Annotated in this window: 25 protein-coding genes; 14 read left to right on the forward strand and 11 right to left on the reverse strand. The window is 63.9% G+C overall.

Going from position 1 to position 23,191, the window contains the following annotated elements:
* Positions 1-193 precede the first annotated feature (193 nt).
* Both rnd and ACOI1H_RS09620 read left to right on the forward strand, forming a co-directional pair.
* Positions 194-1,351, forward strand: coding sequence for a ribonuclease D (rnd, locus tag ACOI1H_RS09615; protein WP_422436978.1), 1,158 nt, complete (start codon positions 194-196; stop codon positions 1,349-1,351).
* Positions 1,352-1,364: 13 nt separating this feature from the next.
* Positions 1,365-1,772 (forward strand): SufE family protein, encoded by a 408-nt coding sequence (locus ACOI1H_RS09620; protein WP_422436979.1) that lies wholly within the window; start codon positions 1,365-1,367, stop codon positions 1,770-1,772.
* Positions 1,773-1,800: 28 nt separating this feature from the next.
* Here the strand turns inward: ACOI1H_RS09620 and ACOI1H_RS09625 are convergent, their stop codons facing one another.
* The 3 genes from ACOI1H_RS09625 to ACOI1H_RS09635 all read right to left on the reverse strand — a co-directional run bounded on the left by ACOI1H_RS09625 (position 1,801) and on the right by ACOI1H_RS09635 (position 3,362).
* Positions 1,801-2,406: a DUF1638 domain-containing protein gene (locus tag ACOI1H_RS09625; RefSeq protein ID WP_422436980.1), complete on the reverse strand. Its 606-nt coding sequence runs from the start codon at positions 2,404-2,406 to the stop codon at positions 1,801-1,803.
* 17 nt (positions 2,407-2,423) lie between these two features.
* Positions 2,424-2,579 (reverse strand): hypothetical protein, encoded by a 156-nt coding sequence (locus ACOI1H_RS09630; protein ID WP_422436982.1) that lies wholly within the window; start codon positions 2,577-2,579, stop codon positions 2,424-2,426.
* Positions 2,580-2,660: 81 nt separating this feature from the next.
* Positions 2,661-3,362 carry a corrinoid protein gene (locus ACOI1H_RS09635; RefSeq protein ID WP_422436983.1) on the reverse strand — a complete coding sequence of 234 codons (702 nt, stop codon included), beginning with the start codon at positions 3,360-3,362 and terminating at the stop codon, positions 2,661-2,663.
* A gap of 146 nt (positions 3,363-3,508) precedes the next feature.
* Here ACOI1H_RS09635 and ACOI1H_RS09640 point away from each other — a divergent pair, with 146 nt between their 5' ends.
* Both ACOI1H_RS09640 and ACOI1H_RS09645 read left to right on the forward strand, forming a co-directional pair.
* Positions 3,509-4,588, forward strand: a complete 1,080-nt coding sequence (locus tag ACOI1H_RS09640; protein ID WP_422436985.1) for a PA0069 family radical SAM protein — start codon at positions 3,509-3,511, stop codon at positions 4,586-4,588.
* 34 nt (positions 4,589-4,622) lie between these two features.
* Positions 4,623-4,802: a GFA family protein gene (locus ACOI1H_RS09645; RefSeq protein WP_422436987.1), complete on the forward strand. Its 180-nt coding sequence runs from the start codon at positions 4,623-4,625 to the stop codon at positions 4,800-4,802.
* Positions 4,803-4,995: 193 nt separating this feature from the next.
* Here the strand turns inward: ACOI1H_RS09645 and bmt are convergent, their stop codons facing one another.
* The 3 genes from bmt to ACOI1H_RS09660 all read right to left on the reverse strand — a co-directional run bounded on the left by bmt (position 4,996) and on the right by ACOI1H_RS09660 (position 8,231).
* Positions 4,996-6,009 carry a betaine--homocysteine S-methyltransferase gene (gene bmt, locus ACOI1H_RS09650; protein WP_422436988.1) on the reverse strand — a complete coding sequence of 338 codons (1,014 nt, stop codon included), beginning with the start codon at positions 6,007-6,009 and terminating at the stop codon, positions 4,996-4,998.
* Positions 6,006-7,820, reverse strand: coding sequence for a phosphatidylglycerol lysyltransferase domain-containing protein (locus ACOI1H_RS09655; RefSeq protein WP_422436990.1), 1,815 nt, complete (start codon positions 7,818-7,820; stop codon positions 6,006-6,008). Before ACOI1H_RS09655 ends, bmt begins: the two co-directional genes overlap by 4 nt.
* 96 nt (positions 7,821-7,916) lie before the next feature.
* Positions 7,917-8,231, reverse strand: coding sequence for a DUF1476 domain-containing protein (locus ACOI1H_RS09660; RefSeq protein ID WP_422436992.1), 315 nt, complete (start codon positions 8,229-8,231; stop codon positions 7,917-7,919).
* Positions 8,232-8,366: 135 nt separating this feature from the next.
* On the opposite strand from ACOI1H_RS09660, the gene purC reads away from it, so the two are divergent.
* The 7 genes from purC to ACOI1H_RS09695 all read left to right on the forward strand — a co-directional run bounded on the left by purC (position 8,367) and on the right by ACOI1H_RS09695 (position 16,982).
* Positions 8,367-9,128 carry a phosphoribosylaminoimidazolesuccinocarboxamide synthase gene (purC, locus tag ACOI1H_RS09665; protein WP_422436994.1) on the forward strand — a complete coding sequence of 254 codons (762 nt, stop codon included), beginning with the start codon at positions 8,367-8,369 and terminating at the stop codon, positions 9,126-9,128.
* Positions 9,129-9,141: 13 nt separating this feature from the next.
* Positions 9,142-9,372, forward strand: coding sequence for a phosphoribosylformylglycinamidine synthase subunit PurS (purS, locus tag ACOI1H_RS09670; protein ID WP_422436996.1), 231 nt, complete (start codon positions 9,142-9,144; stop codon positions 9,370-9,372).
* Positions 9,372-10,037: a phosphoribosylformylglycinamidine synthase subunit PurQ gene (gene purQ, locus ACOI1H_RS09675; RefSeq protein ID WP_422436998.1), complete on the forward strand. Its 666-nt coding sequence runs from the start codon at positions 9,372-9,374 to the stop codon at positions 10,035-10,037. The genes purS and purQ overlap by 1 nt, the downstream gene beginning before the upstream one ends.
* A 37-nt stretch (positions 10,038-10,074) precedes the next feature.
* The gene (locus ACOI1H_RS09680; protein WP_422436999.1) at positions 10,075-11,835 is read left to right on the forward strand and encodes a sensor histidine kinase; all 1,761 of its coding nucleotides are present in this window, start codon (positions 10,075-10,077) and stop codon (positions 11,833-11,835) included.
* Between the two features lie 11 nt (positions 11,836-11,846).
* Positions 11,847-13,178, forward strand: a complete 1,332-nt coding sequence (locus ACOI1H_RS09685; RefSeq protein ID WP_422437000.1) for a sigma-54-dependent transcriptional regulator — start codon at positions 11,847-11,849, stop codon at positions 13,176-13,178.
* Between the two features lie 31 nt (positions 13,179-13,209).
* The gene (locus tag ACOI1H_RS09690) at positions 13,210-13,866 is read left to right on the forward strand and encodes a hypothetical protein (protein ID WP_422437002.1); all 657 of its coding nucleotides are present in this window, start codon (positions 13,210-13,212) and stop codon (positions 13,864-13,866) included.
* A 401-nt stretch (positions 13,867-14,267) separates the two neighbouring features.
* On the forward strand, positions 14,268-16,982 hold the full coding sequence (locus ACOI1H_RS09695) for an Rne/Rng family ribonuclease (protein WP_422437067.1): 2,715 nt from the start codon (positions 14,268-14,270) through the stop codon (positions 16,980-16,982).
* A gap of 63 nt (positions 16,983-17,045) precedes the next feature.
* On the opposite strand, the gene ACOI1H_RS09700 is transcribed toward ACOI1H_RS09695, so the two are convergent.
* Positions 17,046-17,273, reverse strand: coding sequence for a sulfurtransferase TusA family protein (locus ACOI1H_RS09700; protein WP_422437004.1), 228 nt, complete (start codon positions 17,271-17,273; stop codon positions 17,046-17,048).
* 108 nt (positions 17,274-17,381) lie between these two features.
* Here ACOI1H_RS09700 and ACOI1H_RS09705 point away from each other — a divergent pair, with 108 nt between their 5' ends.
* The 3 genes from ACOI1H_RS09705 to ACOI1H_RS09715 are packed head-to-tail and all read left to right on the forward strand — an operon-like array spanning position 17,382 to position 20,785.
* On the forward strand, positions 17,382-18,137 hold the full coding sequence (locus tag ACOI1H_RS09705; protein WP_422437005.1) for a cytochrome c biogenesis CcdA family protein: 756 nt from the start codon (positions 17,382-17,384) through the stop codon (positions 18,135-18,137).
* 39 nt (positions 18,138-18,176) lie between these two features.
* The gene (locus tag ACOI1H_RS09710; RefSeq protein WP_422437007.1) at positions 18,177-19,418 is read left to right on the forward strand and encodes a hypothetical protein; all 1,242 of its coding nucleotides are present in this window, start codon (positions 18,177-18,179) and stop codon (positions 19,416-19,418) included.
* The gene (locus ACOI1H_RS09715; RefSeq protein ID WP_422437009.1) at positions 19,415-20,785 is read left to right on the forward strand and encodes a cytochrome P450; all 1,371 of its coding nucleotides are present in this window, start codon (positions 19,415-19,417) and stop codon (positions 20,783-20,785) included. Before ACOI1H_RS09710 ends, ACOI1H_RS09715 begins: the two co-directional genes overlap by 4 nt.
* Positions 20,786-20,844: 59 nt before the next feature.
* On the opposite strand, the gene ACOI1H_RS09720 is transcribed toward ACOI1H_RS09715, so the two are convergent.
* The 4 genes from ACOI1H_RS09720 to ACOI1H_RS09735 are packed head-to-tail and all read right to left on the reverse strand — an operon-like array spanning position 20,845 to position 23,149.
* Positions 20,845-21,072: a ribbon-helix-helix domain-containing protein gene (locus ACOI1H_RS09720; RefSeq protein ID WP_422437011.1), complete on the reverse strand. Its 228-nt coding sequence runs from the start codon at positions 21,070-21,072 to the stop codon at positions 20,845-20,847.
* Between the two features lie 8 nt (positions 21,073-21,080).
* On the reverse strand, positions 21,081-21,263 hold the full coding sequence (locus tag ACOI1H_RS09725; protein WP_422437012.1) for a DUF4169 family protein: 183 nt from the start codon (positions 21,261-21,263) through the stop codon (positions 21,081-21,083).
* A complete protein-coding gene (gene fumC / locus ACOI1H_RS09730; protein ID WP_422437013.1) occupies positions 21,260-22,651 on the reverse strand; it encodes a class II fumarate hydratase in 1,392 nt (463 codons plus the stop codon). Before fumC ends, ACOI1H_RS09725 begins: the two co-directional genes overlap by 4 nt.
* A 33-nt stretch (positions 22,652-22,684) precedes the next feature.
* Positions 22,685-23,149 (reverse strand): SspB family protein, encoded by a 465-nt coding sequence (locus tag ACOI1H_RS09735; RefSeq protein ID WP_422437015.1) that lies wholly within the window; start codon positions 23,147-23,149, stop codon positions 22,685-22,687.
* Positions 23,150-23,191: the final 42 nt, after the last annotated feature.

Here is a 23,191-nt window from a genome sequence, read left to right on the forward strand (position 1 = left end):
TCTGAAATCTTGCGTCAACAATCCTGCGCTGGATCAAGTTTGCAAACCCTTTGGCCGCGGGCGGGGCGAAATGGCCCCACAATGGGCGTCGCTGCTGCAATCGGGCAACGCGCCTTTTCAATCCGGCGGCAATCGCCTACAAGACCTCATGTTTTTGCCGGTCCCGTGCGGGCCCCGACCAGTCAAGGCCTTCATGCAGACAATCACCACGACCGAGGCGCTGGCCACCTTTTGTGCCGAAGCCGCCAAAAGACCCTATGTCACTGTCGACACCGAATTCCTGCGCGAGCGAACCTACTACGCGATGCTCTGCCTCGTCCAATTGGCATGGCAGGATGATGGTGGGCACGACGCGGTCGTCGTCGATCCCTTGGCCGACGGGCTGTCGCTGGAACCGCTATACGATCTGTTCCGCGATGAGGGCGTGGTGAAGGTGTTTCATGCCGCCCGTCAGGACCTCGAGATCTTCTGGGTCGATGCCAAGCTAATCCCCTCGCCGCTGTTCGACACGCAGGTCGCGGCGATGGTCTGCGGCTTTGGCGATCAGGCGGGCTATGAGACGCTGGTGCGCAAGATCTGCAAGGACGGCGTCGACAAGTCGAGCCGCTTCACCGACTGGTCCCGCAGGCCGCTGACGGACGCACAGAAGACCTATGCCATCGGCGATGTGACCTACCTGCGCGATATCTACGAATACCTGTCCGACCGGCTGCGCAGCACCGGACGACAGAAGTGGGTGACCGAGGAAATGGCGGTGCTGAACGACCCCACCACCTATGAGACCGACCCCGATACGGCGTGGGAACGGGTGAAGACCCGCACGAATTCGGGCCGGTTCCTTGGAATTGTGCGCGAACTGGCGCGATTCCGTGAAGTCTATGCCCAGACCAGAGACGTACCACGCAGCCGGGTCTACAAGGATGATGCCCTGGTCGAGATCGCGAGTGCGAAGCCCGCGAACGAGGCCGAGTTGGGACGCCTGCGCCTGCTGCTACGCGAAGCGCGGCGCGGCGAGATCGCGGACGGCATTCTGAAAGCGGTTGCCGACGGGCTGGCGGTGCCCAACGACAAGTTGCCAAAGCCGGACCTGAGCCGCGAGAAATTGCAGGTCAACCCGGCGATCGCCGACATGCTGCGGGTGCTCCTGAAGGCGAAATCCGACGCGGAGGACGTGGCGCAGAAACTCATCGCCTCATCCGCCGATCTGGACATGCTGGCGGCAGGTCAACGCGACATTGCGGCCCTGAAAGGCTGGCGTAACGAGGTCTTTGGTCGAGATGCGCTTTTGCTGACGCAGGGCAAGGTGGCGCTGGCTGTAGACGGACAGCGCGTCATCACGGTGCCGCGCTGAAAGGTGGATAAAGATGGCCACGCAAGCCTTTGAAGAGATAGTTGAAACCTTCGACTTTCTGGACGACTGGGAAGACCGCTATCGCCATGTCATCGACATGGGCAAGGCGATGCCGCCGCTGGAGGATGCGCTGAAGGTGCCGGCGACGAAGGTGGAGGGCTGTGCCAGTCAGGTCTGGCTGGTGGCGATGCCCAAAGACGGCGTGTTCCACTTTCGCGGTGACAGCGACGCGATGATCGTGCGCGGGCTGGTGGCGATCCTCGGCGCGCTTTACGACGGCGTGCCATTGGATCAGGTGGCACAGGTCGACGCCGGTGCAGAGCTTGGGCGGCTGGGTCTGACCGATCATCTGTCGGCGCAACGCTCGAACGGGCTGCGCGCGATGGTCGAGCGGATTCGCAACGTGTCAGCGTCGGGCTAACCGCTGCCCTGCAATGGGTTGAAGGGTGTCAGGCCGTCGCGAGGGCCTGCGCGAGGTCGCCGTATCCGGTACAGCGGCGGATGAACGTCAAACCCATGCGGTCCGCGATGGTGGCCGCCTTTGCCGTCAGCGCCGGGTCGTCGGTCTGCGCCAGATAGATCAGCGCCGTGTAATTGCCGAAATAGGTGTCGCGCAGTTGCGGATGACGGTCGAGGCCGAGCGGGCGCCAGACGAAGGCGTCGAACTGGCGGGTCAGGAAATCAGTCAGATAGAAGGCTGTCATGTCGTCGGTCCGGGCAAAGGCGTCGTTCCCCGTGAAGAAGCTGTAGCAATGCGGACCGGGGATCATCGCGATCCCCATCTCGTCGCAGGCCGCCTGCAACTGCCCACCGGTGCCGCAATCCGCGTAAACAACGAAGATTCGGTCGTAATCGTGACGTCGCGCCGCGACGGTCGCACGAATGGCCGGGACGATGCGTTCCGGGTGATTGTGGTATATTGCCGGCAGGCATTGCAGGTCCAGATGGTCCCACTGGTTCGCTGCACGCAGCGCGAGGATTTCATGCGCCAACGCACCGCAGGCCAGCAACAGGACCCGTCCGTCGCCTTGCGGCAGCAGTCCCTGTTCGGTCAACCGGTGATCCAGGTCCGTCACCGCGCGCGGCGGATCAGGATCGCGAGGATCAACAGGACAGTTCCCAAAGCCGGCAGAAGCGCCAAGGCACCGGCAAACTGCGCCAGCCAAACCGTCGCTGCTGCCAGCAGCAGCACGGTCAGGATTAAAAGAAGAAAGGGTCCGGTACGCATGAGTCTCCCCCCTATGTAGTGGGACAAGTGGGGGAGACTTTGCGGTCTGTCCAGTCAAAATGACGTCAAACTGAAAGCATGTCAGCCAGCATTGGCGCGATTGTGCTTTCGCGCCATCCAGGTCTTGGCCGTTTCGACCGCGACCGCCGCATCGCGGCAGTAGGCGTCGGCTCCGATGGCCCGGCCGAACTCCTCGTTCAGGGGGGCACCACCGACCAGCACGATGAAATCGTCGCGCATGCCTTTTTCGATCAAGGTGTCGATCACGACCTTCATGTAAGGCATCGTCGTCGTCAGCAGGGCGGACATGCCGAGGATGTCGGCCTTTTCGGACTGCAATGCCTCGATATATCCGTCGACGGCATTGTTGATGCCCAGATCGATGACCTCGAAACCGGCTCCCTCCATCATCATGCCGACAAGGTTCTTGCCGATGTCGTGGATGTCACCCTTGACCGTGCCGATGACCATCTTGCCGATGGTCGGCGCGCCGGTTTCGGCAAGCAGCGGCTTCAGGATCGCCATGCCGCCCTTCATCGCGTTGGCGGCCAGCAGCACCTCTGGCACGAACAGGATGCCGTCGCGAAAGTCGGCGCCGACGATGGTCATGCCGCCGACAAGTGCCTCTGTCAGCACGCGGTAGGGTTCCCATCCGCGCGCGATCAGAATGTTCACGCCTTCCTCGATCTCTTCCTTCATGCCATCGTAAAGGTCGTCGAACATCTGCGCGACGAGGTCTTCGTCATTCAGGTCGTTGAGGATAATTTCGTCGTCGTCCGACATGGGTTGATCCTTATGGCACGGCATTGACCGAAGTGTAGTTTCGTCATGCGCCTTTGCCCAGAGACGGACGCGATGAATTGCGACATTCGCGCCGTTGGGACCGACGCGGGCTTGCGGTTGTTTCCGTTTTGTTCCAAGCTCAGGTCATGGATTTCACTGTACCGCCACGCTTTCGCACGCCCGGTCGGGCCGCTGCCGGCAATCCGGACGTCCGGTTCGACCGCCTGACGCACGAGGGGGTCGATGACGGCTGGACGGCTGACGAGGATCTGCCTGTTCTGCGCACGCAGGTCAGCGAGGAGATGCCGCGCAGGGTGATCTCCAAGAACACCTCGCCCGACCTCTCCTTCGACCGGTCGATCAACCCCTACCGGGGGTGCGAACATGGCTGCATCTACTGCTATGCGCGACCCAGCCATGCCTACCTTGGCCTGTCACCCGGTCTGGATTTCGAGACGCGACTGATCGCGCGACCCGATGCGCCGCAGGTCCTGGCACGCGAGTTGCGGGCAGCGTCCTATGTGCCGCAGACCATCGCCATCGGCACCAACACCGACCCCTATCAGCCGATCGAAAGGGATCGCAGGATCATGCGGGGTCTGTTGCAAGTGCTGAGCGACTTCAACCATCCCATCGCCATCGTCACCAAGGGGGCGCTGATCACGCGGGACATCGACATCCTGGCACCGATGGCCGCCAAGGGTCTGGTGCGGGTCGGAATCTCGGTCACGACCTTGGACAACGCGACCAGTCGCGCGATGGAACCACGCGTGCCGCTGCCCGCCGTGCGGTTGCGGACGATCCGGGCGCTGACCGACGCCGGCATCGATGTGCGCGTCATGGTGTCGCCGGTGGTGCCGGCCCTGACGGATCACGAGCTGGAATCGATCCTTGCGGCGGCGAAGGACGCGGGGGCGGTTGCGGCGTCTTCCATCGTGCTGCGACTGCCGCGCGAGGTGGCGGGGCTGTTCCGCGACTGGCTGGAGTCGTCCTATCCCGACCGCGCCGCGCGGATCATGGGGCGCGTGCGTGAACTGCACGGCGGGCTGGACTATGACCCGGCGTTCGGGACGCGCATGACCGGGCAGGGGGAATGGGCACGTCTGCTGCGCCAGCGGTTCAACCTGGCCGCCCGGCGGCTGGGGCTGGACCGCCGCCTGCTGCCCTTGCGGACCGACCTGTTCGCCGCCCCGCCGCAGGCCGGTGACCAGATGCAGTTGTTCTGATAAGGTGACCTCCTCCGCGTGAAAGGATGCGACGATGAGCGAGCAACACTATTTCGGCGGCTGCCAGTGTGGTGCCATACGGTTCGAGGCAGACCTCGACCTTGAAAGGGCGATGACTTGCAACTGTTCGCGGTGTCAGCGCCTTGGCAGCGTGCTGACTTTCACGCCGCGTTCGAAGTTCACGCTATTGCAGGGTGAAGCTGCAATGACGTAATATCTGTTCAACACCGAACGGATTGCGCATCGTTATTGCACGACCTGCGGGATCGAGGCCTTTGCCTATGGCATCGGACCGGACGGATCCGAGGTTGTCGCCGTGAATGCCAACTGTTTTGACGGAGTCAATCCGCGGGCTCTGGCGGTGCAGCATGTGGACGGTGCAAGCTTCTAGGCCAGCCCCGCCTGCGTCAGTTGCGTCGCTTGCCCCGACGGGCGGCGCGGACGGGGCCGTTGCCGTCGGTGCCGTCCGATTCCGACGAAAAGGTGCCGAGGGCCGCCGTGATCGCCTCGAGTGACGGGCGGTCGCCCTTGGGCCGTGTTTCCAGAGCCTCACGCATCGCGGTCAGATGCTCTGGCGTCGTGCCGCAGCAGCCGCCGATGATCTTTGCCCCGCAGTTGCGGGCGAGTTCCGCGTAGTCCGCCATCAATTCCGGCGTGCCGTCGTAGTGAATGTGACCATCGTGATACTTCGGAATGCCCGCATTGCCTTTGGAGATCAGCGGCAAGGCAGGGTCCGCGTCCGCCATGCCGAGGATCGTGCGCAGCAGATCAGAGGCACCGGTGCCGCAGTTCGCGCCGAAGCCCTGCGGTTGGTAGTCGAGCTTGCCCACCGATTTCACCATCTCGCGCGAGGTGACGCCCATCATCGTGCGGCCCGCCGTGTCGAAGGACATGGTGCCGCACCAGGGCATGTCGGCGAGCTTGAACGCCTCGGCGGCAGCGGCATATTCCTCGAACGCGGAAATCGTCTCGACCCAGAGGACATCGGCACCGCCGGCCTTCAGCCCCTCGGCCTGTTCGTGGAACATCTCGACCGCAAGTTCATGGGTCAGGTTGCCCATCGGCATCATGATGTCGCCGGTCGGCCCGACAGAGCCCGCGACGATGACGGTGCGACCCGCCTTGTCGGCGACCGCGCGCCCGATCTCGGCGGCGGCCTTGTTCAGTTCCATCACGCGGCCTTGGGCATCGTGCAGTTTCAGGCGCGAGGCATTGCCTCCGAAACTGTTGGTCAGAAACAGGTCCGATCCTGCATCGACGGCCCCCTGATACAGCTTCGCGATCCGGTCAGGATGTTCGACGTTCCACATCTCTGGCGCGTCGCCGGAAGAAAGACCCATGTTGAAAAGGTTTGTCCCGGTGGCGCCATCGGCGAGGATCCAGTCGCGCGCGGCGAGCAGTTGGGCGAATGCTTGTGTCATCGGTGGCCTCGGGCGGTGCAGGGGGTCCGGTACGGACGGTCGTGTCTTCCGTCGCACGGGACGCGGCAAAAGACAATCGTCCGAGCCAGGATGTCAGCCGCGCGTGCGGGCGCTGGATGGCGAGCAGAACGGCACTGGCAGACCACAGGAACAGGATTGGATTGGGAGCGGCATGATAGAGCATCCGGGTGCGGGGCGCGAAGCCGCCCTTGAACTGTTGCAGTCCGGTATTGCGTCGGCCCAGCCAGCCGAAGGGTCCGCGTCGGGCGACCGTCGCACCCATGTTCACCTCGGTCACGCCCGCCAGCCTTGCAGCCGCGAACCCCGCGACCATGGCCGCGTGGATCGCACCGGCGGGCAGGGTGCCGTCGTAGCGGATCAGGTCCAGCGTCCAGTCGAACCGGCCGACCTGAAAGGTGACGAAGCCGCGCAGGGTGTCGTCGACGAAGATGCCATGGACCCGTTGGTCCCGCAGGGCATGCGGGGTGGTAGCGCCCCATGGAGAACCCGCGCTCTCCTCCGTGAGCGCGCGCCCAGGTGGCAGCGATGCGGTTCAGGTCGGTCGCCATTGCGCCGGGATCGATGATTCGGATCACGACACCGGCGGACCGGGCCTGCCGCAACTTGCGCCGCAGCGTGGACCTCGCAGGGCCGTCACATGTCCAGACCTGCGGGTCGATCCAGGATTCGGTCGCGATCACCATGACCGACCAGTCCACGCGACGCAGACGCGCGGCGGCGCGCGCGCTGCACTTGTAGCGACTGGTGCGGGCAAGGGCCGCAGGGGTGTCGCGCAACGTCTCTCCGATGATGGCGCGCGCAAAGAGGGCCTGGCCGACCAAGGCGGCACCGCGGTCGTCCTGCCAGACAGAGGCCCCTTGCCCCGACAGCGCCCAGATCGCGGGCGCACGGTTTCGCAACAGGCAGCGCAGGGAATCGCGACCGGGCAGGGCATGTGGCTGCCGCAACGCCAGCAGCCCCATTACGCCGGGCAGGATGCCATAGACCAAGCGGTAGGCCAGCAGCGCCGGCAGCATCTGCGCCACCGGGACCGGAAGCAAGGCCAGCACGACCAAATCGAATGCGCCAAGGCCCATCGGCAGGTGGGTGGCCAGCCTGGCCCCGACCGCCAGCGTGAAGACTGCTACGACGTCCAGCGCGGGAAGGTCAGAGGGGGCCAGCAACAGAAAGACGGCCGCCGCACAGAGCAAATCCAACTGGCACCACCCCAGGACACCGGTGGCAACGGCACGGTTTCGCCAGAGCATCGGGCCGTAGCGCCAGCTTGCAAGCCCGGCGGCGGTCAGCAGAAACGGCAGCAAGGTCAACGACAGCGACGGGATGCCAGTCAGCGCGACCCACCAGATTGCGACCAGCGCAGAGACACTCCAGCACAGCATGAACGACAGCGAGGCTGCGAGTGACAGGCGCGCGACATCGGCGGGCGGGGTCGTGTCGCGCAGCAGTCGCCAGCGCAGCAGGCCCGCCACCACGCTGGCCGCCCCGACGCACTGACCGACAGCCACGGCAATGCGACCGGTGCGCCGCGCGGCATGAGGCTGCGTGTTCAGGCGCAAGGCGACGTGCCAAACCGCCTCCATCCGGCCCATGACGACAAAGCTGAGGCCGGTCAGGCCAAGGGCTGCGATCCAGCGCCAGGGCGCGATGGCCGGCAGGCCGTCCAGTGCCGTCGCAAGCGCATGCGCCGGCAATTGCCCGGCACCCCAGACCAGCAGGCCAATACCGAGGGCCGTTGGCAGGGTGACGCGCGCCGCGCGCCAAGCCGGGTGGATCGTGACGTGTTGCCGCATCTGGGCCCCCTGACTGCACTGTCAGGGTCCTAGCGCGCGTGGCATGAAAGGCGGGTAAACGCGGCTCCGAAAGACCGCGTATCCCCTAAAATGCAATCAGTTTTCGTCCACAAGCTGCGCCTTGGCGGCGATCATCAGCTCTGCCATCTTGGCGCGCAGGTCGGCCTCGGACACCGTGTCGCCAAGATCACCGCTGACCTTGCGATAGACATCCTCGTCGCCGGCCTCTTGGAAATCGGACTTGATGACTTCGCGGGCGTAGGCCTGTGCATCATCACCGGTCTTGCCCATCAGGTCTGCCGCCCAAAGGCCCAGCAGCTTGTTGCGGCGGGCCTCGGCCTTGAACTGCATCTCGGCGTCGTGGGCATACTTGTTCTCGAAGGCGTTTTCACGGTCTTTCATCGTCGACATGGGGCGGCGTCCTTTGTGCGGCGTTGCGTTGATGAAGTTATGGGGACCGCACCGCTTGCCCGCAAGGGGGGCTTGGCGTAAGAGGCCCCAAGCGGTGGCCCGCCAACGGGGCCGCCCCCGAACGCGAGGCATTTCATGGCACGCCGCAAGCTGATCTACGAAGGCAAGGCAAAGATCCTTTACGAGGGGCCGGAGCCGGGCACATTCGTCCAGTATTTCAAGGACGATGCCACCGCAGGTAACGGTGCCAAGAAAGAGGTGATCGAAGGCAAGGGCGTGCTGAATAATCGCTTGTCCGAGTTCTTCATGATCGGGCTGGGCAACATCGGCATCCCCACGCATTTCATCCGCCGCCTGAACATGCGCGAGCAGTTGATCCGCCAGGTCGAGATCATTCCGCTGGAAATCATCGTGCGCAATTTCGCCGCAGGTTCCATGGCCAAGCGGCTGGGCATGGAAGAGGGCGCACCCTTGCCGCGCCCGATCGTGGAATTCTCCTACAAGGACGACAAGCTGGGCGACCCGCTGGTGCCCGAGGAATACATCATCGCCTTCGGTTGGGCGTCGCAACAGGACATGGACGACATCGTCAGCATGGCCCTGCGGGTCAACGACTTCATGTCGGGCGTCATGTACGGTGTCGGCATCAAGCTGATCGACTTCAAGATCGAGGTCGGGCGCATCTGGGACAACGAATTCCCGCGCCTTGTGGTCGCGGACGAGATCAGTCCCGATTGTTGCCGGCTGTGGGATGTCGAGACGGGACAGAAACTGGACAAGGATGTGTTCCGCCAGGACCTTGGCAATCTCGCCGACGCTTATACAGAGGTCGCGCGCCGTCTGGGCGTTCTGCCGAGCAACGTTACTCATCGCCCGAAGCCGACGCTGATCAACTAAGGATACCAAAGACATGAAGGCCAATGTTCATGTGATGCTCAAGGACGGCGTGCTGGACCCGCAGGGCGAGGCGGTGCGCCATGCGTTGGGGGCGATGGGGTTCGCCGGCGTGAACGGCGTGCGTCAGGGCAAAATCATCGCCCTCGATCTGCAGGACGGCACGTCCGAGGCGAAGATTCGCGAGATGTGCGAGGCGTTGCTGGCCAATACGGTCATCGAATCCTATCGGATCGAGCTTCTCTGATGCGCGCCGCCGTCCTCGTCTTTCCGGGATCCAACTGCGACCGCGACATGGCGGTGGCGCTGCGCGCGGCCGGGGCCGACGTCACGATGATCTGGCACAAGGATGCCGAGATCGGTGACGTCGATCTGGTCGCGGTGCCTGGCGGCTTTTCCTTTGGCGATTACCTGCGCTGCGGTGCCATCGCCGCGCAATCGCCGGTCTGCCAGGGTCTGAAGCGGCATGTGGAACGCGGCGGCTATGCGCTTGGCGTCTGCAACGGGTTCCAGGTCCTGACGGAAACCGGCCTTCTGCCCGGCGCGCTGATGCGCAATGCAGGGCTGAAATTCGTGTGCAAGCCAGTCACCTTGACCGTCGCGACCGCTGCGTCCGCGTTCACCCAAGGCTACACTGCGGGCGACACGATCACATTGCCGGTGGCGCATCACGACGGCAATTACACCGCCGATCCCGACACGCTGGACGCGCTGCGTGATCAGGACCGCATCGCCTTTGCCTACGGCGACAACTTCAACGGCAGCCGCAACGACATCGCCGGCGTGTTGAGCGAGAACCGGCGGGTGCTGGGCATGATGCCGCATCCCGAACGTGCCGTGGACCCACTGACGGGTCATACGCACGGGCTGGCGCTGTTCCGCGGCCTTGTGCAGCAACTCGCCGACGCATGAGCCATCGCTTGCCGGTCAGGGGTGCCCGGCTTATCTAATGTCGATGCAGCGGACGGATACCATCGCGGGAAAGACGGGGCAGGGCCGCTGGGTCCTGCGCCTGAGCGTTCTCGTGGTCTGCCTGTTGGGTATCATCACGATCTACACGACGAACATGCTGCTCACCCAGCGGTTCACCGAGACCACGCGCAACCGCGCCGAGGTCCGCCTGACCTTTTATGTCGCCAACCTGATGAGCGAACTTCAGCGCAATTCCATCGTACCGCAACTGCTGGCCCGCGACCCCGAACTGATCAACGCCTTGGCGGATGGAAACTTCGCCTTGTCCACCCAGCGCCTGCTGTCCTTCGTCGATGAGATCGGGGCCGCGTCGCTGATGCTGCTGGACCGCGACGGACGCGTCGTCGCCGCGACTGACCGCAACCGTCTGGGCGAGGCGCATCGCGGCGACGCGTCCTTCGTGAATGCATTACGCAGCAATGCGACGGTCTTTACGCTGAGCGAGACGGCACAGGGCGGCTATGGCTTTGTCTATTCGCGCCGGCTGGAGGAGAATGGCACGGCGTTGGGCGTGATCCAGGTCGCCGTCGATCTGGCCAAACTGGAACGCAACTGGGCCAGCGTGTCGGATGCGGTCTATGTGACCGATAGCAAGGGCACGATCATCCTGTCCACCGAACCACGCTGGCGCGGGCTGGACGAGGCAGAGGCGCTGCGGCGCCAGACACCGCCCTCTGCGATCGAAATGGCGCTGCGCGCCACGCAGGACTGGGCCGCCTTGCCCATCGACGCCTACCTGCGCGGAGAAGCCGTGCTGCGCCGCGAGGCGCGCGTCCCGTTCCAAGGGTGGCGCATGGTCAGCTACACCGCCTATTCCTCGGTGCGGGAAAGGGTGAACGGCGTTCTGGCGCTGGAGGTCATGGGCTTCGCGATCCTGCTGGCCTTCATGTTCTGGTTTTCATCGCGCAGGGCCACGAACCGGGTTGCGCTGTTTGAACGCGAATCCGCCGAATTGCGCGCGCTGAACGCCGCCCTTCAAAACGAAATCGCGGCCCGCAAGCAGGTTGAACGCAACCTCGAAGTGGCGGAACAGACAATGGCGCAGACGTCGAAGCTGGCCGTTCTGGGCGAGATGTCGGCCGCCGTCAGCCACGAATTGAATCAGCCGCTGGCCGCGATGAAGACCTACCTGGCCGGCGCGCGCCTGCTGCTGCAACGCAAACGGCCGGAAGAGACATTGTCGTCCTTCCAGCGCATCGACGACCTGATCGACCGGATGGGTGCCATCACGCGGCAACTGAAATCCTATGCACGCAAGGGGTCCGACGCGTTCGAGCCAGTGGACACCCGCGCGGCCGTGTCATCGGCCCTGTCGATGATGGAACCGCAGTTGAAGACTCGCTATGTGCAGATCAGCCGCACCTTGCCGGGCGGACCTGCGATGATCTACGGCGACCGGCTGCGGCTGGAACAGGTCATCATCAACCTGCTGCGCAACGCGATCGACGCGACCAAGGTCGTGGACGATCCGCGCATTGACGTGATCCTCGCCGTGGGCGAGACGGTCACGCTGACGGTGCGCGACAACGGCCACGGAATCGACGACCTCGAACAGCTGTTCGAGCCGTTCTATACGACAAAGCAACCCGGCGATGGTGTGGGCCTTGGCCTCGCGATCTCTTCGGGTATCGTGAACGATCTGGGCGGTCGTCTGACCGCGCGGAACGGGGCAGGTGGCGGTGCTGTGTTCGAAGTGCAGCTGCCACGCCTCAAGACAGCGGCACAAGCCGCGGAATAAGGATGAGATCCATGAGCAAAGCCATGAAAATCGCCATCGTGGACGATGAGAAGGACATGCGGCAGTCGATCAGCCAATGGCTGGCCCTGTCCGGTTTCGAAACGGAAGCCTATGCGACGGCCGAGGAGGCGTTGCGCAACGTGGGCCCGGATTTCCCCGGCATCGTCGTCAGCGACGTGAAGATGCCCGGCATGGACGGCATGCAGTTCCTGAAAAAGCTGCGCGGCGTCGATTCCGCGCTGCCCGTCATCATGATCACCGGCCACGGCGACGTGCCGATGGCGGTGGAAGCGATGCGCGTCGGCGCCTTCGATTTCCTTGAAAAGCCCTTCAATCCGGACCGCATGACCGAACTGGCCAAGAAGGCCTGCAGCGCGCGGCGCCTGACGCTGGACAACCGCGCCTTGCGCAAGGAATTGTCAGACGGGTCCGCCCTGATCAAGAAGCTGATGGGGTCTTCGACCCCGATGGAACGGTTGAAGGAAGACATCCTCGACCTGGGTCAAGCCGACGGCCATGTGTTGATCGAAGGCGAGACCGGGACCGGCAAGACGCTGGTGGCCCATGCGCTGCACGCGGTCGGGGCGCGGGCGACCAAGAAGTTCGTCCTGATTGCTTGCGCCGCCTTTGACGAGGCGACCTTGACCCGCCGCCTGTTCGGACCGGCAGGAGAGGAAGAGCCGATTCCCGCGATGGAAGAAGCCCGCGGCGGCACGCTGGTTCTCGAGGATGTCGAGAGCCTGTCGCAGACGCTTCAGGCGCGGCTGCTGACGGCGATCAACGATCAGGGCAATCCGGCAGAGACACGGATCGTGGCGATCTGCAACCTGCAGGAACAGGACAAGACCTGCGAGTCGGTGCTGCGCCCGGATTTGTATTACCGTATCAGTGCATTGCGCATCGTCGTTCCACCTCTGCGTCAACGTGGAGAGGACATCCTGACCCTCTTCACCCGCCTGTCCGACCAATTCGCCGAGGAATATGGCTGCGATGCGCCCGAGGTCAGCGCGCAGGAGGCAGCGCAACTGTTGCAGGCCCCCTGGCCCGGCAACGTGCGGCAGCTAATCAACGTGGCGGAACGTGCCGTATTGCAGAACCGGCGCGGCACAGGCTCCATCGCATCCTTGCTGATGGCTGACAACGACGACAGCCGGCCAGCCATGACAACGGAAGGCAAGCCCTTGAAGGAGTTCGTCGAAGCCTTCGAGCGCATGCTGATCGACAACACGATGCGCCGTCACAAGGGCAGCATCACCGCCGTGATGGAAGAGCTGTGCCTGCCGCGCCGCACCCTGAACGAAAAGATGGCGAAATATACCCTGTCACGATCCGATTACCTGTAGGGTGAAGCGGACACGGGACAGGGGGCCAACGATGATCCGACCGACTGCGACTGCCGGAGCCTTGGCCATGTTGGCCGCCTGCGGCAGCAGCGATTATGACGGCAACATCGGCAAGGACCCGGTGGAGATCAGCGCTTTCGGCGCGGCAACGATTGTGCCGACGACAACCGGTGCCTTTCCTGGCATCGCTGCCGCGGACACGACCGTCGTGCAGGATGGCGGTGGCAACGGCTATGCCTTTGGCTATGCTTTGGTGAATGCGGCTGACTATGGTGACGACACGGGGCAGGCCAATCTGGCGATTGCGGGCGTGCTGCCGCAGACCGACCTTGGCACGACACCGACGTCGGGCGTTGCGACGATGACGGGCACCTATCGGCTGGTCGTCGTCGAAAACGCCGATACGACGACTGCCCCCGGCACATGGACCGTGACGCGCCCGACCGGAACGCTGTCGGCCGACATCGACTTTGGCACAGGGCGTCTGAACGGGGCTTCCACCGACGGGAAACTGACGTTGGCGGCCTCTGGGGACGCGGGATTTGCGGACGGATTCGCGGGCGACGTATCCTACGACGGCGTCCCGGGCCTCTTTGCCGGCGAACTCGGGCCGGACGATGCCGTGGCGGCCATGACGGGGCGGGCCGACGACAGCTTCTATGCTGGCGGCTTCATCATCGGGAGGTGAACGGCCCGACGACCGGATTGCACTTTGTGATTGTCTTGTGACAGTCTTCTAACCTATGTAGGGACCACGGGCGGTTGCCATGACGATATGTGCAAAAGCCCGGTGAGATTCTCTGCCACGATCCGACACGGCCTTGCCGGTGGATCGCAGCAGCTGACCATGATCGGCAACGATCACACGAACGCCCTGGGTCAAGATGTTCAGCATTGTGACCGGGCATTGAACAGGCCCGCCTGACGCGGGTCAGACAAGGACCGCGATGCGAGGCGCGCAGATCAAAGGCCAGACGACAGACACCCCAAGGGGTGTTCTCGTGGCCCGCGCACCCATCGCCCTACTCAGACATGACAGCCGGACATCCGCGCCCCCCGGGGCCTGTTCCGCGCGCCATGCGATTGGAAATCATGAAGAAAATGCTTATCGATGCCACCCACGCGGAAGAAACCCGCGTTGTCGTGGTCGACGGAAACAAGGTCGAGGAATTTGACTTCGAAAGCCAGTTCAAGCGTCAGCTTGCTGGGAACATCTATCTGGCCAAGGTCACGCGGGTCGAACCGTCGTTGCAGGCCGCTTTCGTGGACTACGGCGGCAACCGCCATGGCTTCCTCGCCTTTTCGGAAATTCATCCCGATTACTACCAGATCCCGATCGCCGACCGCCAGGCGCTGATCGCCGAGGAAAAGGCCTATGCCGCCAGCCAAACGGCTGACGACGATGCCGATGACGCGGACGATGCAACCGAGGCTGCGGGCGACGACAGTGGCAAGCCCCGCGTGCGCCGCACCCGTCGCAGCCGGACCCGCGCCGCGGACGCCAGTGGCGAAGACGCCACCGCGACGCGCGCCGTCGCGGGCATGGAGATGATCGACCTCGACGACGAGGAAGGCTCCAGTCCGATGGAGCTGGTGAAGGAAACTCCGGTCGACACACCCGCGGCGGACGACGATCAGGACGAAGCCGAGACGCAGACCGCCGCAGAGAAGGACGACGAGATCGAGCAGGTCGAAAGCGCCGACGACAGCGACGACATGCGCCCCGTGCGCAAGCCGCGTCCCAAGCGCTACAAGATCCAGGAAGTCGTGAAGGTCCGCCAGATCATGCTGGTGCAGGTCGTGAAAGAGGAACGCGGCAACAAGGGTGCGGCGCTGACGACATATCTGTCGCTGGCCGGTCGCTATTGCGTCCTGATGCCGAACACCGCGCGCGGTGGCGGCATTTCCCGCAAGATCACGAATATCGCCGACCGCAAGAAGCTGAAGGAAATCGCGGGCGAGATGCTGGTGCCTGAAGGTGCCGGTCTGATCATCCGCACCGCAGGCTCGCAGCGGACCCGCAACGAGATCAAGCGCGATTACGAATACCTGCAACGGATGTGGGAACAGATCCGCGAGCTGACGCTGAAATCCATCGCGCCCGCCAGGATCTACGAAGAGGGCGATCTGATCAAGCGGACGATCCGCGACCTCTATTCCAAGGACATCGACGAGGTGATCGTTGCCGGTGCCGAAGGCTATCGCAACGCGAAAGACTTCATGCGGATGATCATGCCGTCCCACGCCAAGAACGTGAAGCAATACGCCGAACAGATGCCTCTGTTCGCCCGCTATCAATGTGAAAGCTACCTGTCGGGCATGTTCAACCCGGCGGTGCAGCTGCCGTCAGGCGGCTACATCGTCATCGGCGTGACCGAGGCGCTTGTGGCGATCGACGTGAACTCCGGCCGGGCAACGAAGGAAGGCTCGATCGAGCAGACCGCGTTGAAGACCAACCTGGAGGCCGCCGACGAGGTGGCGCGTCAGGCCCGTCTGCGCGACCTTGCCGGCCTGATCGTGATCGACTTCATCGACATGGACGAGCGCCGCAACAACGTGGCGGTGGAAAAGCGGTTCAAGGACGCGCTCAAGACCGACCGCGCGCGTATCCAGGTCGGCCGCATTTCGGGCTTTGGCCTGCTGGAAATGTCGCGCCAGCGTCTGCGCCCCGGCATGCTGGAGGCGACGACGCAACCTTGCCCGCATTGCCACGGCACGGGCCTGTTGCGCTCTGACGACAACGTGGTTCTGAATATCCTGCGCCAGATCGAGGAAGAAGGCGTGCGTGCGCGCAGCAAGGAAGTGCTGGTGCGCGCCCCTGTGTCCATCGCGAACGTGCTGATGAACGGCAAGCGTGAGCATGTGGCCGGGATCGAGGCGCGCTACGGCATGTCCGTGCGCGTCGAATGCGACATCACCCTGGTGTCGCCCGATTTCGCCATCGACAAGTTCAAGACGGCGACCCGCATGGTGCCAGATGCGCTGCCTTTCGTGGCCCCCACGCTGGACGCGCAGGATCAGGCCGATGAACATGTCTTCGACGAGGTCGAGGAGGAAGCGGCCGAGACGGTTGCAGAGGCCCCGACCCAACGCCAGCCGCAGGCGCGGGCCGCGACCGAGGACGATGCCGATGGCCAGCCCCGCAAGAAGCGGCGCCGGCGGCGGCGGCGGAAGGGCGGTCAAGGTGCCGATCAGAACGGCGATCAGCCCGATGGCGCAGATCAGAACGACGATGCGGACGATCTCGACGACGACGCCGTGACGACCGATGCTCCGCCGGCCGAGGAGGGTGAGAAGCCCAAGCGCACCCGGACGCGGAGCCGCAAGCCGAAGGCCGACGCTGACGCGCCGGAGGCCGCGCTTGTGCCCGAAGCCCCGGCTGAGGAGGTGGCCTCCGCAACAGAGGAAGCACCGAAGCGCACACGGGCCCGGCGCAAGCCGAAGGTCGAGGTCGAGGCCGTCGCAAGCGATGCGGCGACCGAGGAGAAGCCGAAGCCCGCGCGTCGCAGCCGGGCCAAGAAGCCGGCTGCTGTGACTGCTGACGACGCCGCTGTCGTGACGGAAGCGCAAGCGACCGTCGAGGCCGCCCGCGAGGCTCCCGCCGATACGACAACGGAAACGGAGCCCATGCCCGTAGCCGTTGAACCGGAGCCCGCAGCACCGGAGCCCGCAGCACCGGAGGTCGTCGCTGAACAGGCCGCACCAGAGGTGAAATCCGCCCCTGTGGCCGCCGATGTCGCGGAACCTGCAACGGAAGACGATGCAAAGCCGAAGAAGCGCGGCTGGTGGTCACTCGGTCGCTGATCGACGCTGCGAACACATAAAAAGGCGGGCCTTCGGGTCCGCCTTTTTCGTCTGCACGAGGCCTTAACCCTTGCGGATGAGATAGATCTGCGCCTCGCCCTCGTCCGATGCCGACAGCAGGTCATGCCCGGCCTCGGCACAGAAATGCGGCACGTCGATGACGGCGGCGGGGTCTGTCGCGCGCATCCGCAGGACCTGACCAGAGGCCAGCGCCGACAGGCGCTTGCGCGCCTTCAGGACGGGCAGGGGGCACAGCAGACCAGAGGCGTCGAGGTCGGCGTCATGTTCCATCGCCCATCGCTAGGCCGCATGTGACAGTTTGTAAACGCCCTCGTGACGCATGAAGCCGTGACGCTTGCCGTGCAATCGCCTATGCCTTTTCCAAACCAAGGAGTGCCCATGTTCGAGAATGTCGCCCTGATGGATGCGAGCCTGCTGCCCGCGATGGCGATTGCACTTGTCGCCGGATTGCTGTCGTTCCTGTCGCCCTGTGTGCTGCCCATCGTGCCGCCCTATCTGGCCTACATGGGCGGCGTGTCGGTGACAGAGCTGGATGAAACTGCGGCTGCACGCCGGCGCGTCATGGTCGCGGCCTTCATGTTTGTGCTGGGCCTGTCCACGGTATTCTTGCTGCTTGGCATGGCATTCTCCTCACTGGGCCGCGCGTTGCTGCAGTGGCAGGGCTGGTTCGTGCCCATCGCGGGCACCGTCGTGATGATCTTCGGGGCGCATTTCATCGGTGTCTTCCGGATCGGCTTTCTCGACCGCGAAGCGCGACTGGCGACCGGTGACAACGGCGGCGGCGCGTTCGGTGCCTATATCCTCGGCCTCGCCTTCGCCTTCGGATGGACGCCGTGCCTTGGCCCGATCCTGGGCACGATCCTCGGGCTGGCGGCATCAGAGGGTGATGTCGGGCGCGGCACCGTCCTGCTGGCGATGTATGCGGCCGGGCTGGGCCTGCCGTTCCTCGCCGTTGCCGCGTTCTTTCCACGCCTTCGCGGTCCGATGAACTGGATGAAGCGGCACATGGCGCGGATCGAGCGCACGTCGGGCCTGCTGCTCTGGACTGTCGGACTGATGATGGTGACGGGTCAGTTCACCGCCTTCAGCTTCTGGCTGCTTGAACGGTTCCCGGCGCTCGGCGCGATCGGTTAGCGGCTTATTTCCGTCGCCATTGCCCGCTAGGGTGCGCGCATGAGCGATGATCAGGTTCAGCATCGGCCCGTGCGGCGCCGGCGGGTGTTCTACATCCCCGGCTACGATCCGATTCATCCCCGCCGCTACCGCGAGCTTTACCGGACGGAAGGTGCAGCGCAGGCGCAGATCAGCGGCTACGTCCTGACGCTATGCCCGAAGCCGCGCGGCAAGACCTATGGCTGGACCGTCGATGCGGTGATCGGCGGGGCAGAGGTCGCGGCGCAGATCGACGTCCTCGTCTGGTCCGACATCGTGCGCGACAGCATGTCGGGGTCGGTTCCGGCGACCTACTGGCAGCTTGTCCGCACCGCATGGACCTACATTGCCAGCGGTGCGCTGCGGCGCATGATGTGGTTGCGAAAGGGGCCGGTGATTGCCGCTCTCTACCCGGTGGGCATGCTGTTGCTGCAACTGCTGGTGGCGCTGCTGCTGGGATCACTTGCAGCCGGCGTCCTGGGGCTGATCCCGGCGACAGGGAGGGTGCGCATGGTCCTCGCGCTGCTGTCCTGGGGGATCTGGGCCGCAGCCATCGTTGCAACGCTGCGCTGGTTCAAGAAGAAGGACGGCAGGTTCTTCGCTTATTACCTGATGCACGACTACGCCTACGCGGCCCGCTGGAACGGAGCAAATCCAGCCGCATTGGAAACGCGGATGGCCGAATTCGCCGACCGCGTCGCCACAGCGTTGTCGCAAGACTTGGACGAGGTGCTGGTCGTCGGCCATTCGTCGGGTGCGCATCTTGGCGTGTCGATCCTGGCCGATCTGCACCGCGATGGACGGGTGCCCGCCACTGGACCATCGCTGTCCTTCCTGTCTCTGGGGCAGGTCGTGCCCATGGTCTCATTCCTGAAGGATGCCAGTCGCTTGCGCCGCGATCTTCATTTCCTGTCTCAACAAAAGATGCCGTGGGTCGACGTGAGCGCGCCGGGTGACGGCTGTGCCTTTGCGCTGTGCGATCCTGTCAGCGTTTCGGGTGTCGAGCCGGCGAACAAGCGTTGGCCCCTCGTGATCTCGGCAGCCTTCACGCAGACGCTGTCGCCCGAACGGTGGAACGCCCTGCGGTGGAAGTTCTTTCGTCTGCATTTTCAGTACCTTTGCGCGTTTGACCGGCCGGGCGACTACGACTATTTCCAGATCACGGCAGGTCCGCTGACGTTGGGCGACCGCTACCGCGGCCGCGCGCCATCCGCGTCGCGCATCGATGTGGCCGCGTCCAAATACACTGACATGGCCGCATGATCCCGGCCAAACCGCCGGCCCGCCCGGACAGGGTCTCTCTCTGGCGGTATCTGCGGCTGTTCCGCGCTGACATCCTGTCGGCGCAACCGGCCAAGCTTTACCGCGCATGGATGGCGGAATTTCGCACGCCGTTCTTTCGCAGCTACATGATCAACGACCCCGATCTGATCGCCCGCGTCCTGAAAGACCGGCCCGACGACTTTCCGAAATCCGATCGCATCGGTGCAGGTCTGCGGCCGCTGCTGGGAGAGTCCGTGTTTCTGACCAACGGCGATCTGTGGAAGCAGCAGCGCCGCATCATCGACCCCGCCTTTGCGGGCGGTCGGTTGCGCGACACCTTTCCGGCGATCAAGGCCGCCGGTGACGCCGCCGTGGCGCGCCTCGCCCCGCTTGCAGACGGCACTGCACGGGATATCGAACCCGAAACCAGCCATGCCGCCGCCGATGTGATCTTTCGCACGCTGTTCTCGGTCCCGATCGAGAACCTGATCGCGGCACAGGTCTTTGACGCCTTTCGCGCCTACCAGCGCACCCAACCGATCCTGAACCTCGCCGCTTTCATTCCCGGACCGCGCTGGATGCCGCGTTTTTTCCGCCGCGACACACGGGCTGCGGCACGCACGATTCGGGCGTTGATCACTGAAATGACGGCCCGCAGACTTGCGCAGATCGAGGCGGGCACCGCCCCCGACGACTTGGCCACGAAGATCATGACGACCGCCGACCCGGACACCGGACTGACATTCGACGTGCCGCAGATGGTCGATCAGGTCGCGATCTTCTTTCTTGCAGGCCACGAGACGAGCGCTGCGGCTTTGGCCTGGACGCTGTATCTGCTGGCGATGCACCCGGACTGGCAGGATCGCGTGGCCGCCGAGGCGCGAACCTGGGATGGCAGTTTTTCGGGGCTGTCGACGCTGAAGGTGACGCGCGATGTGTTCCGCGAAAGCCTGAGGCTTTATCCCCCGGTTCCGATGATGGTCCGCCAGACTGTGAAGCCCGAGATATTTCGGGACCGCAATGTCACCCCCGGTGCGCAGGTCGTGTTGTCGCCGTGGCATCTGCATCGTCATACGCGGATCTGGGACGATCCGGATGCGTTTGATCCCGCCCGCTGGCAGACCGAGAACGGCAAGACAGGGCAGCGCACGGCCTATATCCCGTTTTCTGCCGGACCCCGCGTCTGCACCGGGGCCGGTTTCGCGATGATCGAAGGAGCCGTGTTGCTGGCGCAACTACTGTCCGCCTACCGCTTCGATCTGGTGCCGGACCGCGCGCCGATGCCGGTGGCGCATCTGACCGTGCGAACGGCGCAGGGCATGTGGTTGCGGATCGAACATCGTCAATCGCGGTCAATCTCCTGTTGATCCGGCATCACGCCATTTGCGATGCCTCGCAAGCTATTGATCGCACGCGATTACAAGCGTTATTCGTTGGATCGATGTTGCTGCGCGTCGCGCAGGACGTGAACACGAATGGCAGAGGCAAGGCCGACATCGCCACGCTCTGCATCGATCCGCGCGGCGAGCGCATTGATCGTCACGCCGTCCCGGTCCGCCATCGCGCGAAACGCCTGCCAAAAGGCGTCCTCCAACGAAACAGAGGTGCGGTGCCCGCGCAGGGTCAGCGAATGCTTCACCGGACGCGCGGGCACAGGCGGCATCATTCCTCGAATTTGCCCTGATCCAGCGCGGTCTTCGCCTTGTCGACACGCGCCGCGTCCAGAAGGCGTTCGGCCTTGCTGCGGCCGAACTTTGCAGCATTGGCATCGGCCTGCGCCTTGTCCTGCGTGCGGTCGCGGGCCTTGCGCACCTTGTTCAGGTTGATCGTCGTCGCGTCGGTCATTTCGGACCGATCATGTCTTCGGGACGGACGACCCGATCAAAGGTTTCCGCATCGACGAAGCCCAGTGCAATGGCTTCCTCCTTTAGCGTCGTGCCGTTCTTGTGTGCGGTCTTGGCGACCGTGGTGGCGTTGTCGTAGCCGATGGTCGGGGCCAGTGCCGTCACCAGCATCAGGCTTTCGCGCATCAGCTTTTCGATCCGCGTGCGGTCGGCTTTGATCCCCACGACGCAGTTGTCGGTGAAGGCCATGGCCGCATCACCCAGAAGTTGCAGCGACTGCAGCACGTTGTAGGCCATCATGGGTTTCATCACATTCAGCTCGAAATGACCTTGTGAGCCTGCGAAACCAACGGCAGCGTCGTTGCCCATGATATGCGCGCAGACCTGCGTGATCGCCTCGACCTGAGTCGGGTTCACCTTGCCCGGCATGATCGACGACCCCGGCTCGTTTTCGGGCAGGATCAACTCGCCCAGACCGCAGCGGGGACCGGAACCCAGCATCCGGATGTCGCAGGCGATCTTGTAGATTGACATGGCGGCGGTCTTGATCGCGCCCGAGATTTCGACCAGCCCGTCGTGCGCGGCCAGGGCCTCGAACTTGTTGGGGGCGGTGACGAAGGGCAGGCCGGTGATATCCGCGATTTCGGCGGCCACGGTCTCGCTCCAGCCCTTCGGCGTGTTCAGCCCGGTGCCGACGGCGGTGCCACCCTGCGCCAGTTCGTAGATCGCGGGCAGAGCGGCCTTGATGCGACGCAGGCCCATCGCGACCTGATGGGTGTAGCCGGAAAACTCCTGCCCCAGCGTCAGCGGCGTCGCGTCCATGGTATGGGTGCGGCCTATCTTGATGATGTCGTCGAACTCTTCGACCTTGGCCTGCAAGGCGGCGTGCAGGTGTTCGAGCCCCGGGATCGTCACGTCATGGGCGGTCCGGGCGACGGCGATGTGCATCGCGGTCGGAAAGGTGTCGTTGGAGGACTGGCCCATGTTGACATGATCGTTGGGATGCACCGGGTCCTTGGACCCGATCGTGCCGCCCATCATCTCGATCGCGCGGTTGGAGATCACCTCGTTCGCGTTCATGTTCGATTGGGTGCCAGAGCCTGTCTGCCAGACGACCAGCGGGAAATGATCATCAAGCTTGCCTGCCACGACCTCTTGCGCTGCGGCGACGATGGCATTGCCCAGCCTGTCGTCCAGCTTGCCGCGCGCCATGTTGGCTGTGGCGCAGGCCTGCTTGATGACGCCAAGGCCGCGCACGATGGCGACCGGCTGTTTTTCCCAGCCGATGGGGAAGTTTTCCAGACTCCGCTGGGTCTGCGCGCCCCAGTAACGGTCGGCGGGCACGTCGATGGGTCCGAAGCTGTCGGATTCACTGCGTTGTTCGGTCATGACTATGTCCCGGATAGTTGTTTTTGGGGCCGCTTACTTGCGGAATTTGTCGAGGCTCACGACCTCGGCGTCCTTGCGGGGCGCCTCATCCTCGGGTTCGACCATCTCGTCCATCGGCGCTTCTTCCTCGTCATCCGAGTCGGGCTGGGTTTCGAACCGCAAGCCGAATTCGACGGAGGGATCGACGAAGGTCTTGATGGAATCGTAGGGGATGTACAGCGGCTCTGGCGCATTGCCGAAATTCAGCGTGACCGAAAAGCCTTCGTCCGTGACCACCAGATTGTCGAACCAGTGCTGGATCACGATCGTCATCTCTCCCGGATAGCGGTCGGACAGCCAATCGGCGATTTCGACATCGGGGTGCTGGGTATCGAACGTGATGAAAAAGTGATGCGCGCCAGGCAGTTGGCCAGTCTTTTGAATGTCGGACAAGACGTTCTGGATCAGGCTTCGCATGGCGCGATGCATGAGGTTTCCATAGTCTATGGTGCGCGACATGACGGGTCTTCCTTCGTGGCCTAGGGCGCACCATACCCAAAT

This window comes from Loktanella sp. DJP18 (assembly GCF_049310965.1).
Classification (GTDB): Bacteria; Pseudomonadota; Alphaproteobacteria; order Rhodobacterales; family Rhodobacteraceae; genus Loktanella.